Source organism: Peterkaempfera bronchialis (genome assembly GCF_003258605.2).
In the GTDB taxonomy this organism is placed as follows: Bacteria; Actinomycetota; Actinomycetes; order Streptomycetales; family Streptomycetaceae; genus Peterkaempfera; species Peterkaempfera bronchialis.
Genome location: NZ_CP031264.1, coordinates 5,056,779 through 5,076,085, shown reverse-complemented (window position 1 = coordinate 5,076,085; position 19,307 = coordinate 5,056,779). Strand labels below are relative to the sequence as shown.

The following is a 19,307-nucleotide window of genomic DNA, read 5'->3' as shown; positions in this document are numbered from 1 at the left end:
ACGGCAAGAGGCGAACCGGCGGCGACGAAGCCGCCACCGTCCGCCGCCAACCGGTCACCCGGCCGGGACCTGCTGAACCCGCACAGAGCGATCAAAAGGTTGCAGAAAGAAAAGCTGTGAGCGGGAACGAATTCGGCCTGGTTGGATGTTGACCCTGGTACGACAGCTCGTCGAGCTAGAGAAGAGGCGACGTGACTACTGTTCTGACCCCCGCGAGTCCGCTCACCGCGGCCGACCGTTGCGACCGTTGCGGCGCCCAGGCATACCTGCGCGTCGTGCTGGCCAGTGGCGGCGAGCTGCTCTTCTGCGCCCACCACGGGCGGAAGTTCGAGCCGGAGCTCAAGAAGATCGCCGTGGAGATACAGGACGAGACCGGTCGGCTCACCGCGACGACTTCCGCCACGGCCTCCCCCGAGGAGCGCTGACACGAGCGAGACCCCACCGACGAGCTGAGGCCGGCACAGGCCGGAAGCCGGGCGGCGGACCACCTACGGTCCGCCGCCCGGCTTTTGCTGTGCGGTACGTCACATCGCGAACGGCCCTGGTGACCGGCTGCACACTGACGGCTACTCAGAGCTGCCGACGCACCGCGTCCACCAGGGCGGCGAGCCGGGTGTACACCCCCGGGTGCTTCTGCTCGGCACAGCCGGTACCCCAGGAGACCAGCCCCACCAGTCGGCCGTTGACCACCATCGGGCCGCCGCTGTCGCCCTGGCAGGCATCCCGCCCCCCATTGCTCTCACCGGCGCAGAACATGGTGGAGGCGTCAAAACGCCCGGCCGGACCGCCAGGGTAGTCGGCCGCGCACACCGCGTTGTCCAGGATCGGCACCTGCACCGAGTGCAGCTGCGACGCGTAGCGGCCGGTGCCCACCGTGTCACCCCAGCCGTAGACCGTGCCCTTGACCCCGGCCCGGTAGAGGGCCTTCTCACCCTGGCCCACCAGCGCCACCACGGGGTTGCCGTGCTGCGGCTCCGCCAGGGTCACCACGGCGACGTCCCGGACGTTGGTCTGGAACGAGTAGCCGGGATCGACCCAGACACCCTGCACGGGCACCTCCACGCCCTCGTCGCCGGTGATGTCGGTACGGCCGAGGATCACCCGCAGCTCCGGCCGCTCCGTAGGCAGGCCGGTGGTCTCGTCGTAGAAGCAGTGCGCGGCGGTGACCACCTTGGTCGGGGTCACCAGCGCACCGCCGCAGAACTGACCGGAGCGGTTGTAGCCGAACTGGAGCCGGCTGGCGATGGCGACCACCCAGGGGTGGTCCACGGTGGAGTCGGCCGCGCCGCCCACGATCCGCCGCTCCGCCTGCGCCGCCCACGACGGCTGGGCGGCACCGGGCGCGGCGGTCGACACCGCCACCGGGAGGAGGGCCAGCAGGGCCAGGACGGCGCCCCGGCGCGGTGGTACGGCGGCACACGCCCGACGGTTGGCCAGCACCGGCTGTCCTCCTGGAGGTCTCTGCGACAGGCAACCGACACAGCGTAAGTGACTGCTCACCAGGAGTGTCCAGAGTCGGTGGCCGAACAACCCTTCCGGGGGACATGGCGCGGGGCCCGGAGCAGTTGCTCCGGGCCCCGCGACGATTCGCTCCGGGGAGCGTCAGTCCAGGTAGTCGCGCAGCACCTGCGAACGGGACGGGTGGCGCAGCTTGGACATGGTCTTGGACTCGATCTGGCGGATGCGCTCACGGGTCACCCCGTAGACCTTGCCGATCTCGTCCAGCGTCTTCGGCTGGCCGTCGGTGAGGCCGAAGCGCATGGAGACCACGCCGGCCTCCCGCTCGCTGAGGGTGTCCAGGACGGAGTGCAGCTGCTCCTGGAGCAGGGTGAAGCTCACCGCGTCGGCCGGGACGACCGCCTCGGAGTCCTCGATCAGGTCGCCGAACTCGCTGTCGCCGTCCTCGCCGAGCGGGGTGTGCAGCGAGATGGGCTCGCGGCCGTACTTCTGGACCTCGATGACCTTCTCGGGGGTCATGTCGAGTTCCTTGGCCAGCTCCTCCGGGGTGGGCTCGCGGCCCAGGTCCTGGAGCATCTGGCGCTGCACCCGGGCCAGCTTGTTGATGACCTCGACCATGTGCACCGGGATGCGGATGGTCCGCGCCTGGTCGGCCATGGCGCGGGTGATCGCCTGCCGGATCCACCAGGTGGCATAGGTGGAGAACTTGTAGCCCTTGGTGTAGTCGAACTTCTCCACCGCGCGGATCAGACCGAGGTTGCCCTCCTGGATCAGGTCCAGGAAGAGCATGCCGCGCCCGGTGTAGCGCTTGGCCAGCGAGACGACCAGCCGGAGGTTGGCCTCCAGCAGGTGGTTCTTGGCCCGGCGGCCGTCCTCGGCGATGATCTCCAGCTCGCGCTTGAGCTTGGGGGCGAGCTTGTCGCCGTTGCCCAGCTTGTCCTCGGCGAAGAGGCCCGCCTCGATGCGCTTGGCCAGCTCCACCTCCTGCTCGGCGTTGAGCAGCGGAACCTTGCCGATCTGCTTGAGGTAGTCCTTGACCGGGTCGGCGGTGGCGCCGGCCGCGGCGACCTGCTGCGCCGGGGCGTCGTCCTCGTCCTCGTCGGAGAGCACAAACCCCTCCGACTCCTCCTCCGGACCAGCGGGCTCGCCCTCGCCCTTGGCACCGGGCAGCGCGGTCTCCTCGACCAGCTCGTCGTCGGTGGTGAGGTCGTCGTCGCCCTTCTTGCCGGCCGTCTTGGCGGTGGCCTTCTTGGCCGCCGTCTTCTTGGCCGGGGCCGCCGTCTTCTTCGCCGCCGTCTTCTTCGCCGGGGCCGCCGCCTTCTTCGCGGCGGCGGGCTTGGCCGACGCGTCGTCCACCGCGCCGAGCGGGGCGGCGGCGTCGGCGGTCGCGGTGAGCGGGGAGACCGACGCAGCCGCCGCCGTACGGGCCGGGATCGGCCGGGTCGGGACAGCGGCCTGCGGAGCCGCTGCGGTGCGCGTGGTGGTGACCGTCTTGGTCGCCGTGCGCTTGGCGGTGCTCTTCGCCGCCACGCTCTTCCGGGTGCGCTTGGAAGCGGACGGATCCGCCGCACTGACCATCAGATCCACCCCTTCCTCGATGAGGACCTGGTTGAGGCTGCGCATGACGTTCTTCCACTTGGTGACCGGGATCTGGTCCGCCTCGAAGGCCTGACGCACGTCGTCACCGGCGATCTGCCCCTGAGCCTTGCCCCGCTCGATGAGCGCCATCAGAGCGGTGGACTCGGCGATCTCGGGCGGGAGGGAACGGGATGTGCTGGCCGACACGGACAACCTCTCGGACGTGAGTGGACGGGAAGCCGGGCCCGTCCCCCCGTCCGTCGAGGACAGGAGGAGTAGCGGGTGCGCGGCAGGTGCGCGGACGGCGCGGGTCGGGATCGGGCTTCACGGCTGGACTTGCGGGCGGGAACAGCACCGCAGGGCAACACAGCATTCTGACATGCCGCCCGTGTTCCGGAGCTGCTTCCACCTCCGTAGACATCGCTGCGCAGACTCAAGTGTTACGCATGCCCTTCGTGGCGCGGGTCACACTGGCGGAACCCCAGCCCGAACCCGAGCCGGGATCCGGACCCGCAGCCGAGCCGCCCGGGACCGCTCCGGCGTCGGTGATCCGCACACCGAGCACGGTGACATCGTCATTGCGCTCCTGTCCCACCAGCATGCCGTCCACCACCCGGCCCAGCAGCACCTGGAGGGCGTCATCCGCCGCCGGGCGACCGGCGGCCACCTCCAGCAGCCGGTCCAGCCCGTGCTGCAGACCACGGGTCCGCGTCTCCACCAGGCCGTCGGAGAAGGCGACCAGGATGTCCCCCGGGTCCAGCCGCACGGTGCCCTGGGTCCGTGGCTCCGGGATGCCCAGCGGGGTGGCGGCGGGGCCCGCGTCGACCAGCTTGGCGCTGCCGTCGGCGGAGACCACCAGGGCGGGCAGGTGGCCCGCGTCCCCGATGGCGAGGTCACCGGTGGCCGGGTCGAGCACCCCGTAGAGGACGGTGGTGAGCGACTCGTCGTCCTCGGTGGCGGTGAAGAGCCGGTCGAGCCCGGCCAGCACCGCGGCCGGCTCGGGGTCGGTGAAGGCCAGCGCGCGCAGCGCCGAGCGGACCCGGCCCATCCCGGCGGCGGCGGTCAGCCCCTTGCCGATCACATCGCCGACCACCAGGGCGACCCTGCCGTCGGGAAGTTGGAAGCAGTCGTACCAGTCGCCGCCGACCTCGGTGCCGGGGGCTCCGGGGAGGTAGCGGTAGCCGACCTCCACGCCGTGCACGGCCGGGAGGCGGCGCGGCAGCAGACTGCGCTGGAGGCTGAGCGCCGCCTCGCGCTCCCGCTCGTACAGCCAGGAGCGCTCGATGGCGAGGGCGCACTGGCCGGCCAGGGCGTCCAGGAAGGCACGGTCGTCGGCGTCGAAGAGGCGCTCGCCCCCGAAGAGCAGCCGCAGGCCGCCGAGGGGCGCACCGGAGGCGACCAGCGGGAGCACGGCCCAGGACTGCGCCCTGGGGCTTCCGGGCTGCGGTTTCTCGGACTGCGGTTTCTCGGGCTGCGGTTTCTCGGGCTGAGGCTTACCGGGTTGCGGTTTCTCGGGCTGCGGTCTTTCGGGCTCTGTCGCTCCCGGTGGCGGTCCGGCCTGCGGTCCGGCGGCGGAGGACCGGGGCAGGCCGTCCGGCTCCGCCGGGTACGGGCGGGCGTGCCCGTCGAGGGCGGGGCGCGGCGGGCCCAGCCGGGACGGTACGGCGCCCACTCGGGCCGCCCACGGGTCGGCGTCCGGCAGGGCGGGCAGTTCGTCGGGGAAGTAGCGCGCACGGCCGTCCCGCACGGTGGCGGCCAGCACCTCGGACCAGTCCTCCGGCACCACGCGGCGGACCCGGCCGGGCTCGGCGGCCGGCAGGTCCGGCCAGGGGAAGCGCTGCAAGCGGCCGTCGAGCAGGTGCAGCTCGGTGCGGTGGGCGCCGATGCTGCGGCCCAGTGCGCCCACGGTGCGTGCCACGTCGGACGCGGCCAGCGCACCGGCCAACTGGTCCGTCATCGCCTGGAGGCGGGCGGTGCGCCACTGGCCCTCGCGCAGCAGCTGCCGGGCCCGGTGCTCCTCCGTGGTCTCCCTGGCCACGCCCAGTACGGCGCACGGCCGTCCGTCGGTCCCCGGTACGGGACGCCAGGTGCAGCGGAGCCGGCGGCCACCGGACGGTCCGGCGAGCATGGCCTCCTCGACCGAGGAGGCCCGCCCGTCCAGCGCCCGGCGGGCGGCCTGCTCGACGCGGCGCCCGTACGGCGCCGGGAGCACCTGGGAGGGGCGGCGGCCGAGCAGCCCGGCCACCGGGAGGTCGACCAGCGCCGCATAGCCCCGGCTGACCCGGGTGTACCGGAGCCGGTCGTCCAGCGCGGCGAAGGCGACCTCGGGATGGTCCAGCAGGGCCGCCGCGAGGACGGTACCGAGGTCGCCGCTGTCCCGGCTGTGGAGTGTGTCGCGGACCATGGCCGTGCTCACCGCCCCTCGTCGTGGTCCGGCCGCCGCGCCCGGACGGCGTGGCAGCCGGACCAGGCGCCTCGTGGGACTGTTCCCCCGCCGCCTTCACAGTATGTGCGCGGGGCGTGCCCTCGGGTCATGAAGCGGCGTACTCCCCCATGGACGGACGCGCCGGCGGTCAGTGCTCGCGGGGCGCGGGGACAACGTGCTCGATGTCGGGGTGGACGGTGAGCAGCGACCGCATGGCCGCCTCGGCTGCGGTGCCGTCGCCGGTGCCCAGCGCGTCCTGGAGTCGGACGTGCAGGACGACGGAGGGCTCGGAAGGGCGCTCGCAGGCGGTGGCGGGGCCGCCGCTGACCTGGAGCGCGGAGGCGACGATGCCGGAGAGGTGCTCCAGCATCCGGTTGCCCGCCAGCTGAAGCACCAGGGCGTGGAACTCGGCGTCGGCCCGGGCGAAGGTGACCGGGTCGGCCTGGGCGACGGCGTGGCCCATGATCTCGGCCATGTCGACCAGCCGCTGCTGGACGTCCTCGCGGCCGTGGCCGGCGGCCAGCCGAGCCGCCAGCGGCTCGATCGCCCAGCGCAGCTCGAAGAGCTCGCGGCGCTGGTCGTCGCGCTGCGGGCCGAAGGCCCGCCACTCGATGATGTCGGGGTCCAGCAGGTTCCAGTCGCTGACCGGGCGGACCCGGGTGCCGACGTTGGGGCGGGCGCTGACCAGGCCCTTGGCCTCCAGCACCCGCAGGGACTCGCGGACGACGGTCCGCGAGACCTCGAAGCGCTGTCCGATCTCTTCGGGGACCAGCGGGCGGTCGGCCCCCAGGTCGCCGGAGACGATCATCTGGCCCAGCTGCTGGACGAGTTGGCCGTGCAGGCCGCGACCACGGCTGCTGGTGGTCTTCCGGCCCATCCTGGCGAGGTCGCCCTCGGCCCCCTCCCAGCGGGGGCCTGGCGGAACCGGCCGCTCGGACAGGGCGTAGCGGTCCAACTCGCCTGCGGCCGGGACGCCCGGTTCGGGAGAGCGGTTGGAGTTCATGGTGGGGTGCGCAAGGGTACTCACAGGTCCTTTGTCGGCGATGCCCGCCCATGACTTGAGAGCTTTCGTGAAAAGCACACGAAAGGGTGATCGCCCATCAGCCGACAATTGACTTTCTATCAGCCACAAACGCTCATTCCAGACATACGACGCGCAACGCGGTGGGCACTCACACCGTACGGCGCCTCGACTGGACCGCGACCAGGACGATCAGCAGCAGCACCACGCAGGACACCAGGACCGCGAGCGACGCAACCGAGGCTGCGCCGAACGGCCCGTGGCCCGCGCCGGCGCGGCGCAGCAGGGCGGCCACGGCGGGCTGGACGGCGGCGGGGAGCATGCCCACCGCCGACAGCGCCAGCAGCCCGGCGGCCGTGCTGCGCAGCAGGCCGCAGACCAGCAGGGCCACCCAACCCGCAGCGACCGCCAGGACGGTGGAGCACAGCAGCGCCAGCGGCAGCCGTTGGGTGTGCGAGAGCCCGGACCAGCCGAGGCCGCCGGGCGCGGCGAAGTGCAGCACCACCGCGTCCACCAGCGCCGTCGCCGCCACCAGGGCGACGGCCACACCACCGATGACCAGCAGCTTGGCACCCAGCAGCCGCAGCCGGCGGCCGGTGACCACCAGCGAGGTGCGCAGGGCGGGGTAGCGCAGCTCGTGGACGTAGCAGAGGGTGCCGAGGACGCCCGCCCCGAAGGCGGCGAACGGAAGCGGCAGCATGGACGGCACTGCGGTGATCCGGCGGGCCGCCTGCTCTGCGGAGAGTGCCGCGCTTGGATCCTGACGGTAGGTCAGTGCGGTGAACACGGCGGCGCCCGCCAGGGTGGCGAGCAGGACGATCCAGGTGGAGCGGACGCCGGCCAGCCGCCGCGCCTCGTAGGCCAGGGTACGCACGGGTCACTCGCTCCAGTGGTCGGCGCCGGCCGTCGGCTCAGGCAGGGGTGGTTGCGCGGGTCGGCGGCCCACGGTCCGCAGGCCGCTGGTCGACGGGTCCCGGCGGAGCGGCGGGCGGGCCTCGCCGTGGAAGGGCGTGGCGGCGACGGGCGTGAGCGTGCGGTCCGGGCGCGGCGGTCCGGCCACCGTGGCCGCGACCACGGCACCCGGCGAGAGGACGACGACGGTCTCCTCGGCGTCGGCCGGAGGCCGCTGCGGCCGACGCTCCCTGGCGGAGACGCCGGTGACGGCGGAGGCGGCGGAGGCGGCGGAGGCGGCGGAGGCGGCGGAGGCGGCGGAGGCGGCGGAGCCGACAGGGACGGGGACGGGGACGGCGGGGACGGCGGGGAGCTCCCGGGTGGCCGCGCCGCTGCGGACGGCGGTGGACCGGGCGTACCCGGGAGGCGCCGCATACCCGGAGGGCGCCGCATACCCGGAGGGCGCCGCATACCCGGAGGGCGCGGTGGACAGGGTGGATGCGGCGAGCAGCGCGGGCCGGTCGGTCGCTGTCCGCTCGGAGACCCGGTCGGCGAGCTCATGGAGCAGGATGCCGTTGCGGTAGGCGATCTCGCCGATCTCGGTGCGGCCCAGGCCGCTCACCGCGATTCCGGCGCCGTCCTCCCGGCGTACCTCGGCGCCCCGGGCCAGCAGCAGGTCGGCCAGCCGACCGACCTGGGGGCCACGGACGGCGACCTCGGACCGCAGTCGGCTGCGGACGAACTCATGGACCGGCTGGTCGGCCACCGGTCGGCCTCGGTCCAGCGTGATCACCCGGTCGGCCAGCACGGCGGCCTCCTCCGGGAGGCGGCAGGTGACCAGCACCGTGCCGCCCGAGGTGGCGAAGGCGCGCAGGAAGGCGTGGAACCACTCGACGTTCCTGACCGAGAGGCCCCGGGTCGGGGCGTCCAGCAGCAGGGTGGTGGGGTCGCCGAGCAGCGCTGCGGCAAGGCAGAGCCGGCGGGCCATCCCCGGGGAGAAGGTCCGCAGCCGACGATCGGCCACCGGATCGAGCCGGGTCTGCTCCAGCAGCTGGTCGGCGCGGCGCGCGGGGACGCCCGCAGCCGCCGCGAGCATTCTCAGGTGGCCGCGCGCCCGGCGGCCGGGATGGCCGCCGTGGCCGGCCCCACGGCCCGCTTCCAGCACCACGCCGACCTCGCGTTCGGGGCGGCGCAGGGACCGGTACGGGCGGCCGCCGAACAGGGTCGCGCCGCGTCCGCGTTCGAGTTCCAGCATCACCCGTACGGCGGTGGACTTACCCGCCTCCTTGGCGCCCAGCAGTGCGGTCACCAGTCCGGGTTTCGCGTCGAAGGTCAGATCGACCAGGGCGGGGGCGCGGCCGCGCCGGTAGGTCATGGTCAGTCCGGTGGCCTGGATCATCGGTGGCTCCCACGTCGTGCGCCCGGGGCCCACCCCCGCTCCGCCGGGCGGCCCCGCGGCGGCCTCGGGGGGCCCAGGCCAGCACGATAGAACGGGATCTGCGGCTTTCCGGGCATTGCCCGGGCCAGGACCGGCACCCACCGGCGGGGCTCACCTGATCGGGCGACGAACCGACAATCCGTGCCCCTGGCCTCAGGGCTCCGGCCGCAGCATGGGCGGGTTGAGCACCGTGGCACCGCCCGCCCTGAACAGTTGTGCGGGTCGCCCTCCCTGACGAGTCGTCGTCCCCCCGGACGGCACCAGGAAGCCTGGCGTACCGGTGACCTTGCGATGGAAGTTGCGCGGATCGAGCACGACGCCCCAGACCGACTCGTACACCCGGCGCAGCTCGCCGACGGTGAACTCAGCCGGGCAGAAGGCGGTCGCCAGCGAGGAGTACTCGATCTTGGACCGGGCCCGCTCGACGCCGTCCGCGAGGATCGCGGCATGGTCGAAGGCCAGCGGCACGCCGTCCTCCCCGCCACGGCCCAGCAGCTCGCCCACCGGGGCCCAGCGGGCGCTGCGGGCGTCTCCGCCGGGCCGGGGGGTCGGCAGGTCGGGGGCGAGGGCGAGGTGGGCGACGCTCACCACGCGCAACCTCGGGTCGCGCTGCGGATGGCCATAGGTCGCGAGCTGCTCCAGGTGCGCCCCGGCGGCGGCCTGGCCATGGGCGGTGTGGGCGCGCAGCCCGGTCTCCTCGGCCAGTTCCCGGGCCGCCGCCTCGGCCAGCCCCTCGTCGGGGCGGACGAATCCGCCGGGCAGCGCCCAGTAGCCCTGGAAAGGCGGCTCTCCTCGCCTGACCACAAGCGCGCACAGGGCGTGCTCGCGCACCGTGAGGACCACCAGGTCGACCGTGACAGCGAACGGGGGGAAGGCCGACGGATCGTAGCGCGACATGACGCAGATCCTAGTCGTCTCCCTGACGATAAACAGCGGAACGGATCTCCCCGCGCGACCGGCGCCGCCGGGGGTCCGCACCCCGGGATACGGTGCCTGGGCAACGCCGCGACCAGTGCATTCCGAGGAGTTCCATGACCGTCATCCGGCAGCCCGGGGTCGTCTCGACCGACCATGTCCTCCAGGTGCCGCTGGACCACGCCGCCCCGTCCGGGGAGCAGATCGAGGTCTATGCGCGGGAGGTGGTGGCGGCCGGACGCGAGGGCGACGACCTGCCGTGGCTGCTCTTCCTCCAAGGCGGCCCGGGCCACAAGGCGGGACGGCCGCTGGGCCGCGACGGCTGGCTGGTGCGTGCGCTGGACGACTACCGGGTCCTGCTGCTCGACCAGCGCGGCACCGGGCGCTCCACCCCGGCCAACCGGCAGACGCTGCCGCTGCGGGGCGGCCCGCAGGAGCAGGCGCGGTACCTGGCGCACTTCCGGGCGGACGCCATCGTGCGGGACGCGGAGGCCGTCCGCCGCCGGCTGCTGGGCGACGAGGGCCGGTGGAGCCTGCTGGGCCAGAGCTTCGGCGGCTTCTGCACCCTCAGCTATCTGTCGCTGGCTCCGGAGGGGCTGCGGGAGGCGCTGGTCACCGGCGGTCTGGCGGGGCTGGGCAGCAGCGCGGACGCGGTCTACCGGGCGGCCTATCCTCGGGTCGCACGGAAGAACCACGGCCACTATGCGCGCTACCCGCAGGATGTGGCGGCGGTCCGGCGGATCGCCGAGCACCTGCGGTCGGCCCCGGCGCGGCTGCCGGACGGCGGGGTGCTGACGGCCGAGGCGTTCCAGCACCTGGGGATGCTGCTGGGCACCGGAACCGGCTCGCACACCCTGCACTACCTGCTGGAGGAGGCATGGGTGACCGGGGTGACCGGCCCCGAGCTGTCGGACACCTTCCTGGCGGGGGCGCAGGCGCAGCTCTCCTTCGCGGGCAACCCGCTCTATGCGGTACTGCATGAGTCGATCTACGGGCAGCGCTCGGTCGATCCGTCCGGCACCCGCTGGGCGGCGCAGCGGGTGCGCGCGGAGTTCCCGGAGTTCGACGTGGACCGGGCGCTCGCCGGGGACGGCCCGGTGCTCTTCACCGGCGAGATGATCTACCCCTGGATGTTCGACACCGACCCCGCCCTCCGGCCGCTGAAGGAGGCCGCCGACCTGCTTGCCGAGCGGGAGGGCTGGCCCGACCTGTACGACCCGGTCCGGCTGGCGGCCAACGAGGTGCCGGTGACGGCGGCGGTCTACCACGACGACATGTACGTGGACACCGCCGACTCGCTGGAGACCGCCCGGACGGTTCGCGGCCTGCGCACCTGGGTGACCAACGAGTGGGAGCACGACGGCCTGCGGGCGAGCGGCGGCCAGGTGCTGGACCGGCTGATCCGGATGGCGCGCGGCGAGCTGTGAGGGCGCTGCCCGCCCCGTGAGCGGGCTGCTGCGGGGCGGGTGCCCGGCCCGGCCGTCCCCCGTCCGGCCGGGCCGGGCACCGTTCACCACTGCGGGCATCACACCGCTCCTGCCGCCGGACGGCCTCCGCGCTCCGCCGGGCCCGACCGGCTGTCGGAGCGGCTGCCGGACCCGCCGCGCGGTCGGCCGGGTGCGGGGCCGCCCCGGCCGGCCAGGCGCTTGGCCCGCTCCTCCCGCACGGTCGCCAGCAGCCCGTCGGGGCGCAGGCCGCCGTTGAGGGAGTCATAGATCAGCTGCGCCAGGGTGTAGCCCGGGTCGGCTTCCAGAGCCCGGGAGAGGGCCACCCGGGTGGTCGGGGTGTCGTCGGCCAGCCACGCGGTCCAGGCGAGGAGGGTCAGCGGGGCCGCCGCGTGGACGCGGTAGGGCGCGACACAGCGGCGGGCCAGGAACCGCCACAAACGCTGGGCCGGGACCAGGTCGGACGGCTCGGCGAACTCGGCGGCGCGGTCGCGGGCCCGTCTGTCCCGCAGGCCGAGCAGCAGCCGGGCGGCCTCCTCGTCCTCCAGCCGGTCGGCGCCGGCGCGGAACCGCTCCATGGCGGCGTCCAGCAGCTCTCCGGTCCGCTCCCGGACCTCGTCGGTGCCGCCCGAGCGGGCGAGCACCCGGGCCAGCCGGGGCACGATCCGGTCGAATGCCTGCCGCTGCGCCTCGTCGTCGGGCGGGCCGATGGGCTCCATGGCGGCGGCGATCTCCCTGCGGCTGCCCCGCACGGCGAGACCCGCGTAGGTCGCGGCGGCGGCGACCGGGCCCACGTCGTCGTCGCGCCGCAGCGGGGTGCCGGCCGGGTCGCAGCACTCCGGCTGCCGGCAGGCGTAGGACCACCAGCGGCCGTCCGAGACGCACAGCGACTCCTTGACCGCCAGGCCGTGGTCCCGGAACTCGGCGGCCAGCCGCTCGGCCAGCGGCCGGAGCTGGGCGGCGACCGCGCGGCCGTCCTGGTCGGGCCCGGGGTCACGGCACAGGTACAGCACCACGGCCGTGGGCTTGCAGTCCCGCTCCTCGGAGAGCCGGACCAGGAGGCGGGCGGTGTCGGCGGCGGTCTGCTTCCAGCGCGGCTCGATGGGGATGTCGACCCGCACCGTGCCGCCCTGGTGCAGGCCGGGGCCCTGGAGTCCCAGGACGACGATGCTGTCGTCGGGGTGGAAGCCCAGCAGGTACGGCAGCATCTCGGCCATGTCGGCCGGGCCGCGCATCTTCACCAGGGGCTGGTCGGCGGGCGGGGAGGGCGGCTGTGCGCCACGGTCGTCGTTCATGGCGAGCACTGTGCCGGGGGGCCGGACCCGTCCGGGGCGTGTCCGATTTGTCTGTGGACGACACGCGGGGTGTGGATAACCCCCTTCCCGTACGAGTGAACCGATCTGTCCAGGAGGCTCCGCCGGATCGATTCTGCACAGGGCCGCCGGACGCCATTGGCGGGATGTCGGCGCGGCGGGGTTGTATGGAGCCATGGACCAGCACCAGCCGACCCCCTCCCCCGCCACCGCCGCCGACCGGACGAGCGCCGACCGGACGAGCGCCGACCGGGCAGCCGGCCTGGCACCTGGCCTGGCAGCCGGCCCGGCCGTCGACCGGGCAGCCGTCCGTGAGCGCGCCGACGAGGTGCTGCGGCTGCTCGCCGGCGATCGGGCGCGGCTGCGCGAGGACCAGTGGCGGGCCATCGAGGCCCTGGTGGTCGACCACCGGCGGGCCCTGGTGGTGCAGCGCACCGGCTGGGGCAAGTCGGCGGTGTACTTCGTGGCGACCGCCCTGCTGCGCGAGCGCGGCGCCGGACCGACGGTGATCGTCTCACCGCTGCTCGCCCTGATGCGCAATCAGATCGACTCCGCCGCCCGGGCGGGCATCCGCGCCCGCACCATCAACTCCGCCAACATCGACGAGTGGGACGCGGTGCAGGCCGAGGTCGCGGCCGGCGAGGTGGACGTCCTGCTGGTCAGCCCCGAGCGGCTGAACAACCCCGACTTCCGCGACCAGGTGCTGCCCAAGCTGGCCGCCTCCACCGGCCTGCTGGTGGTGGACGAGGCGCACTGCATCTCCGACTGGGGCCATGACTTCCGCCCCGACTACCGCCGGCTGCGCACCATGCTGGCCGAGCTGGCGCCGGGCGTGCCGGTGCTGGCCACCACGGCCACGGCCAACGCCCGGGTGACCAATGACGTGGCGGAGCAGCTGGGCACCGGTACCGGGGACGACGGGGAGGGCGGCGGCGCACTGGTGCTGCGCGGCCCGCTGGAGCGGGAGAGCCTCACCCTGGGCGTGCTCCGACTGCCCGACCCGGCGCACCGGCTGGCCTGGCTGGCGGAGCACCTGGACGAGCTGCCCGGCTCCGGGATCGTCTACACCCTCACGGTGGCCGCAGCCGAGGAGGTCACCGCCTTTCTGCGGCAGCGCGGTCACACGGTGGCCTCCTACTCCGGCCGTACCGAGGACGCCGAGCGCCGCGCGGCCGAGGCCGACCTGCTCGCCAACCGGGTCAAGGCGCTGGTCGCCACCTCCGCGCTGGGCATGGGGTTCGACAAGCCCGACCTCGGCTTTGTGGTGCACCTGGGCTCGCCCAACTCGCCGATCGCCTACTACCAGCAGGTCGGGCGGGCCGGGCGCGGCGTGGACCGCGCCGAGGCGCTGCTGCTGCCCGGCCGGGAGGACGAGGCCATCTGGCGCTACTTCGCCTCGCTGGCCTTCCCCGCCGAGGAGCAGGTCCGGCGGACCCTGGATGTCCTGGCCGAGGCCGACCGGCCGCTCTCCACCGCCGCGCTGGAGGCCCGGGTCGACCTGCGCCGCACCCGGCTGGAGACCATGCTCAAGGTGCTGGACGTGGACGGCGCGGTGCGCCGGGTGCGCGGCGGCTGGACGGCGACCGGCCGGAGCTGGACCTATGACGCCGAGCGGTACGCCCGGGTCGCGGAGGCCCGGGAGAGCGAGCAGCGGGCGATGCGCGAGTACGCGGCGACCGACGGCTGCCGGATGGAGTTCCTGCGCCGGCGGCTCGATGACGACCAGGCCTGGCCGTGCGGCCGCTGCGACACCTGTGCCGGGGCCGGGCACAGCGCCGAGGTCTCACCGGAGGCCCTGGAGGCGGCCCGGGCGGCGCTCGGCCGACCCGGGGTGGAGGTCGAGCCCCGCCGGATGTGGCCCACCGGGATGGAGGCGGCCGGAATCGCCCTCAAGGGCCGCATCGCGCCCGGCGAGCAGGCCGCCACCGGCCGGGCGCTCGGCAGGCTCTCGGACATCGGCTGGGGCACCCGGCTGCGGGCGATGCTGGCGCCCGGCGCTCCGGACGGCGCGGTCTCCGGCGAGGTGGTGGACGCCATGGTGACCGTGCTCGCCGACTGGGCGCGCGGCCCGGGCGGCTGGGCCGCCCCGGGCGGTGGGGGCAGCGACCGGCCGGTGGGCGTGGTGACGATCGCCTCCGCCACCCGGCCCGCGCTGGTGGACAGCCTGGGGGCGCGCATCGCCGCGATCGGCCGGCTGCCGCTGCTGGGCCGGGTCGAGTACGGTCCCGGGGGCCCGCCGCGCGGGGCGCGCAGCAACAGCGCCCAGCGGCTGCGGGCCCTGCACGACGCCTTCACGGTGCCGCCCGAGCTGGCCGCCGCGCTGGCCTCCTGCGGCGGCCCGGTGCTGCTGGTGGACGACCTGGTCGACACCGGCTGGACGGTCACCGTGGTGTCCAGGCTGCTGCGGCGGGCGGGCGCCCCGGGTGTGCTGCCGCTGGTCCTGGCCGTCCAGGCGTAGCCGGAGCCCGGCGGGGTGGGCACGGCGACGGGTCGGCGGCAGGTCGACGGCGGGCTGGTGACGGAATATATCCGGCAGATCGAGGACTAACGGGCGGCAGCCGCCAACGCATCGTTGCCGCCTGTACCGGTGGGGCGTGAGAATTGGTGTGCGCCCCCCGATCCCGGCCTCACCGGCCCGGCTCTCGGCGTGCGCGCACGCGCCCACGGACGGCGAGGGCACGCGGAAGGAGGAACGTGATCAACAGCATCGACCACGGCCTCACCACCTCCGCGATGAACCGCACGCTGGACCTTGAGGAGTGGGCGGCCTTGGGCGTCCCGCTGCTGCGGGACCCCCGTACCTTTGTCGCCGACCTGCACCAGCGGCACCTGCCCTCACCGGGGACGGCCGTGGTCGCGGTCCTCGACCCGCTGCACCGCCTGGTCGGCTCGGCGTCCTTCACCCCCCGGCCCAGCAGCACCGACGGCTGGCAGCACCGCAACGCGATCCTGGCGCACCTGCGCCGCATCGTGCCGCACGACCTGCGCCGGGCCACCCCGTCGCGGACCGCCGTGCTGCTGCTCTGCCGCGACGGCGGCTCCGGGTGGACCGCGCGGGACGGCGCCTGGATGTGGGGCCTGCGCGATGCCGCCGGACTGCACGGCCTGCGCTGCGGCGCCTATGTCACGCTGACCCCGCAGGGTTGGCAGGTGCTGGGCGACGGCCGCCACGGCCGCACCCCGCACGCCGGTTCCTGGGCGGACGGTGAGCCACCCGCCGTGACCGCGCTTGCGGGCCGCGACGGCGATCCGGGCTGGGCGGGCGGACCGGTCGAGCCGGTGCGCCGTACCGCCGCCCGCTGAGCCATCCCGGCCCGCCGAGGCCGCCACACGACGCACCCTGCACGGCGCACGCTGGACGGCGCGCGCTGCAGGGCGCACCGGCACGCCGACGGGCCCGGCCGCAAGGGGCGGCCGGGGCGTCCGCTTCTCCGATGCGCCGTGCGGCGGGCCTCAGGCGTGCGCGGGCGCGGGCTGCCGGACACCGTCCAGCAGGGCGCTCAGCTGCTCGGTGTCACCGCAGACCACCAGCAGCGACCGAGCCCGGTCCAGCGCGCCCGCCAGGGCCTTCGCTGCGGACTCGGTGGCGCCGTTGACGGCGAGCACCACGATCTCGCGACCGGTCGGACGGGCGGTCAGGGCGTCGGCGTAGAAGACGTCGCCGCCTTCCTCCAACTGCGCCCAGTAGTGCTCCTCGCCGAACGACGTCTCATGCTGCTGCCAGGGGTGGGCGTCACCGGTGGTGAGGACCAGCACGTCGCCCGGCGCGCGGCCGGACTCCAGCAGCAGGTCCACGGTCTCGTCGGCGCGCTCCAGCGCGGTCTGCGCGGTGGCGGACACCAGCTGGATCTCCGGCGCCGACGGCGCGGCTGCGCGCCGCGCGGCCGGTCCGGGCTTGGGAATGCGGGCGGTACGCGGGCCCGGCCGATCGCCGCGCGACGGCGCGGGACGGGGCGGGGCAGGTCGGGGAACCGGCGCGGGGGCCGGAACCGGGCGGGTGGGGGACGCCTCGGCGGCGACAGCCGCTGCGGGCGTACGGGGGGCTACTGCGTCCGACTCGCGGGGGAAGGGAACGCCGGGGCCCGGGATGCTCTCGTGAATCTCCGGCTCCTCGGGGAAGACAGGCATACCGCGATGTCTATCAAATGCCTGTACGACGCGCAGCAGTGCCCCCTCCCCTTTGACGGTTCCGGCGGTGGTGGTACGGCGGGCATCCGGCAGTGCCGCCGCCCCCCGGACCGGGCTCATGGGGCGTCAGATCTCCAGCGTCAGCTGCTCGGTGGCCGGTCCCGGGAGCCGGACCTTCTTGAGGTGGCGCCAGGCGGGCAGATCGTCCAGGTAGGCCCAGGAGAGCCGGTGGTACGGGCTGGGGCCGAACTCGGCCAGCGCCGCCCGGTGCACCGGTGAGGGGTAGCCGGCGTTGTCCGCGAAGGCGTACGCCGGGTGGTCCGCCCCGAGCTGCGCCATGAAACCGTCCCGCTGCACCTTGGCCAGCACCGAGGCGGCGGCCACCGGCACACACTTCTGGTCGCCCTTGATCACCGTGCGCACCCGCCACGGGCCGCCCAGGTAGTTGTGCTTGCCGTCCAGGATCACCGCGTCGGGGCGTACCGGAAGCGCCTCCAGGGCGCGGACGGCCGCCAGCCGGAGCGCCGCCGTCATGCCCAACTCGTCGCACTCCTCGGCGGAGGCGTGGCCCAGCGCGTGGGCGGTGACCCAGTCGGCCAGTACGGCGCACAGCTCCGCGCGGCGGCGCGGGGTGAGCAGCTTGGAGTCGGTCAGGCCCTCGGGCGGGCGGCGCAGCCCGGTGACGGCGGCGCACACCGTGACCGGTCCCGCCCAGGCGCCGCGCCCCACCTCGTCGACGCCGGCCACCACCGTCGCGCCCGCGTAGCGGAGCGAGCGCTCCACGCTGTGGGTCGGGGGTTCATACGGCACTTCCCCAGATTACGCCGGTCGGGCGCGGCGGCGCGCACGCGGTCCCTCAGCTGCCGGAACTCCTCGCGGGCCGCCCCAGCGTCGGGAATGTCAGTGGCGGATGGCAGGCTGGACTCCAGCGCATCGAGCACCAGTTCTTGTTCCGGTTCCCTCCACCACCATCCACCGTCTGACGGACAGAGCCAACAGGGGGCATATTGTGGCTGTCTCGGACATCCTTACCAAGCACTCCCCATCCCAGGCCCGGAAGGGCCAGCGCCCGGGGCTCACCCTCACGGTCATCGCCGCCACCCAGCTCATGGTGGTGCTCGACGCGACGATCGTGAACATCGCACTGCCGCACATCCAGGACGCGCTGCACTTCACCACCACCGACCTCTCCTGGGTCATCAACGCCTACACCCTGACCTTCGGCGGCCTGCTGCTGCTGGGCGGCCGGATCGGCGACATCCTGGGCCGCCGCCGGGTCTTCGTGGCCGGTGTGCTGCTCTTCGGCTTCGCCTCGCTGCTCGGCGGGTTCGCGCAGGACTCCACCATGCTGCTGATCGCCCGAGCGCTCCAGGGCATGGGCGGCGCCATCTGCTCCCCCACCGCCTTTGCGCTGATCGCGACCAACTTCAAGGAGGGTCCCGAGCGCAACCGCGCCTTCGGCGTCTTCTCCGCCGTCGCTGGTTCCGGCGCCGCCATCGGCCTGCTGGCCGGTGGTCTGCTCACCGAGTACCTCAACTGGCGCTGGGTGCTGTTCGTCAACGTCCCGATCGCCGTCGCCATCGCGCTGGCCGCACCGCTGTACATCAATGAGTCCGAGCGCCACCCCGGCCGCTTCGACCTGACCGGTGCGCTGACCTCCACGCTGGGCCTGGTCTCCCTGGTCTACGGCTTCATCCGGGCCGCCTCGGACGGCTGGAGCGACACCTGGTCGGTGACCGCCTTCCTGGCCGCCGCCGTGCTGCTGGCCCTCTTCGTGGTCACCGAGCGGCGCACCGCGCAGCCCATCACCCCGCTGCGGATGTTCGCCGACCGCAACCGCAGCGGCAGCTATGTGATGATGCTCTGCCTGTCGGCGGCGATGTTCGGGATCTTCTTCTATGTCACCCTCTTCGTCCAGCGGACGCTGGGATACAGCCCGCTCAAGGCGGGCGTGGCGTTCCTGCCGATCAGTGCCTGCATCATCGTGGCGGCGCAGATCTCCTCCCGCTTCCAGGCGAGGACCGGCCCCAAGCCCTTTATGGCGGGCGGCGCGCTGCTGGTCACGGCCGGGCTGCTCTGGCTGACCCGGACCACCGCGAGCAGCGGCTATCCGGAGGGTGTGCTCGGCCCCACCATGATCTTCGGCGCGGGCATGGGCTGCATCTTCGTCCCGATGATGCTGATAGCCGTCTCCGGGGTCTCCGCACGGGAGACCGGAGCTGCCTCCGGTCTGCTCAATGCGACCCAGCAGATCGGCGGTGCGCTGGGCCTGTCCATCCTGACCACGGTCTTCGGCACTGCGGCAAAGGAGGAGTTCAAGATCCAGCTGCCGTCCTTCATGGCACATGCCTCCCCGGCGCAGAAGGCCGAGTTCGCCCAGACCCAGCAGATGCCCGGCAGCTGGGGCAATGAGGTGCTGGCGCACGGCATGTCGCAGGCGTTCGTGGTCGGAGCCTCCCTGGCGGTGGTGGCGCTGGTGACGGCGCTCGTGGTGATCAAGCCCAAGGGATCACCCCTGCCGTCGGAGCCCGTGGCCGGCGCCCTGCACTGAGCGGTCCGGCCGGGGGCGGCAGCAGCGGACCTCCGCCCCCGGCCGCCCGCCGTCCCTTCGGCCGCATCGCCGTCGCCATGGCCACTCCGCTCCGCCCCGACGGCGACCTCGACCCGGACGGCGCCCAGCAGCTCGCCGCCACCC

The 19,307-nt window shown here is 74.0% G+C and carries 15 protein-coding genes; 5 read left to right on the top strand and 10 right to left on the bottom strand.

What is annotated here, in order from left to right; genetic code table 11:
• The first annotated feature begins 191 nt into the window (after positions 1–191).
• On the top strand, positions 192–425 hold the full coding sequence (locus C7M71_RS22505; RefSeq protein WP_111492010.1) for a DUF7455 domain-containing protein: 234 nt from the start codon (positions 192–194) through the stop codon (positions 423–425).
• Between the two features lie 145 nt (positions 426–570).
• Here the strand turns inward: C7M71_RS22505 and C7M71_RS22500 are convergent, their stop codons facing one another.
• The 7 genes from C7M71_RS22500 to C7M71_RS22470 all read right to left on the bottom strand — a co-directional run bounded on the left by C7M71_RS22500 (position 571) and on the right by C7M71_RS22470 (position 9,708).
• On the bottom strand, positions 571–1,440 hold the full coding sequence (locus C7M71_RS22500) for a S1 family peptidase (protein ID WP_322975186.1): 870 nt from the start codon (positions 1,438–1,440) through the stop codon (positions 571–573).
• A gap of 162 nt (positions 1,441–1,602) precedes the next feature.
• The gene (locus C7M71_RS22495; RefSeq protein WP_111492011.1) at positions 1,603–3,249 is read right to left on the bottom strand and encodes an RNA polymerase sigma factor; all 1,647 of its coding nucleotides are present in this window, start codon (positions 3,247–3,249) and stop codon (positions 1,603–1,605) included.
• 220 nt (positions 3,250–3,469) lie between these two features.
• On the bottom strand, positions 3,470–5,452 hold the full coding sequence (locus C7M71_RS22490; RefSeq protein ID WP_162824332.1) for a SpoIIE family protein phosphatase: 1,983 nt from the start codon (positions 5,450–5,452) through the stop codon (positions 3,470–3,472).
• Between the two features lie 157 nt (positions 5,453–5,609).
• Positions 5,610–6,542, bottom strand: a complete 933-nt coding sequence (locus C7M71_RS22485) for a FadR/GntR family transcriptional regulator (protein WP_111492014.1) — start codon at positions 6,540–6,542, stop codon at positions 5,610–5,612.
• A gap of 91 nt (positions 6,543–6,633) precedes the next feature.
• On the bottom strand, positions 6,634–7,356 hold the full coding sequence (locus tag C7M71_RS22480) for a hypothetical protein (RefSeq protein ID WP_111492015.1): 723 nt from the start codon (positions 7,354–7,356) through the stop codon (positions 6,634–6,636).
• Between the two features lie 3 nt (positions 7,357–7,359).
• A complete protein-coding gene (locus C7M71_RS32730; RefSeq protein ID WP_111492016.1) occupies positions 7,360–8,772 on the bottom strand; it encodes an ABC transporter ATP-binding protein in 1,413 nt (470 codons plus the stop codon).
• Between the two features lie 192 nt (positions 8,773–8,964).
• Positions 8,965–9,708 carry an NUDIX hydrolase gene (locus tag C7M71_RS22470; protein WP_111492017.1) on the bottom strand — a complete coding sequence of 248 codons (744 nt, stop codon included), beginning with the start codon at positions 9,706–9,708 and terminating at the stop codon, positions 8,965–8,967.
• 134 nt (positions 9,709–9,842) lie between these two features.
• Between C7M71_RS22470 and C7M71_RS22465 the strand changes: the two genes are divergently transcribed.
• Entirely contained in the window at positions 9,843–11,153 is a 1,311-nt protein-coding gene (locus tag C7M71_RS22465) for an alpha/beta fold hydrolase (protein WP_111492018.1), read from the top strand.
• 98 nt (positions 11,154–11,251) lie between these two features.
• On the opposite strand, the gene C7M71_RS22460 is transcribed toward C7M71_RS22465, so the two are convergent.
• A complete protein-coding gene (locus tag C7M71_RS22460) occupies positions 11,252–12,466 on the bottom strand; it encodes a DUF4192 domain-containing protein (RefSeq protein ID WP_162824331.1) in 1,215 nt (404 codons plus the stop codon).
• Positions 12,467–12,659: 193 nt separating this feature from the next.
• Between C7M71_RS22460 and C7M71_RS22455 the strand changes: the two genes are divergently transcribed.
• Positions 12,660–14,942 carry a RecQ family ATP-dependent DNA helicase gene (locus tag C7M71_RS22455; RefSeq protein WP_111494709.1) on the top strand — a complete coding sequence of 761 codons (2,283 nt, stop codon included), beginning with the start codon at positions 12,660–12,662 and terminating at the stop codon, positions 14,940–14,942.
• 275 nt (positions 14,943–15,217) lie between these two features.
• On the top strand, positions 15,218–15,787 hold the full coding sequence (locus tag C7M71_RS22450; RefSeq protein ID WP_229759201.1) for a hypothetical protein: 570 nt from the start codon (positions 15,218–15,220) through the stop codon (positions 15,785–15,787).
• A gap of 150 nt (positions 15,788–15,937) precedes the next feature.
• Here the strand turns inward: C7M71_RS22450 and C7M71_RS32970 are convergent, their stop codons facing one another.
• Together C7M71_RS32970 and C7M71_RS22440 are read right to left on the bottom strand one after the other, a co-directional pair.
• Entirely contained in the window at positions 15,938–16,324 is a 387-nt protein-coding gene (locus C7M71_RS32970; protein ID WP_322975185.1) for a hypothetical protein, read from the bottom strand.
• Between the two features lie 414 nt (positions 16,325–16,738).
• On the bottom strand, positions 16,739–17,422 hold the full coding sequence (locus C7M71_RS22440) for a ribonuclease HII (RefSeq protein ID WP_111492121.1): 684 nt from the start codon (positions 17,420–17,422) through the stop codon (positions 16,739–16,741).
• 199 nt (positions 17,423–17,621) lie between these two features.
• Here C7M71_RS22440 and C7M71_RS22435 point away from each other — a divergent pair, with 199 nt between their 5' ends.
• The gene (locus C7M71_RS22435; protein WP_265737672.1) at positions 17,622–19,163 is read left to right on the top strand and encodes an MFS transporter; all 1,542 of its coding nucleotides are present in this window, start codon (positions 17,622–17,624) and stop codon (positions 19,161–19,163) included.
• Positions 19,164–19,307 lie beyond the last annotated feature (144 nt).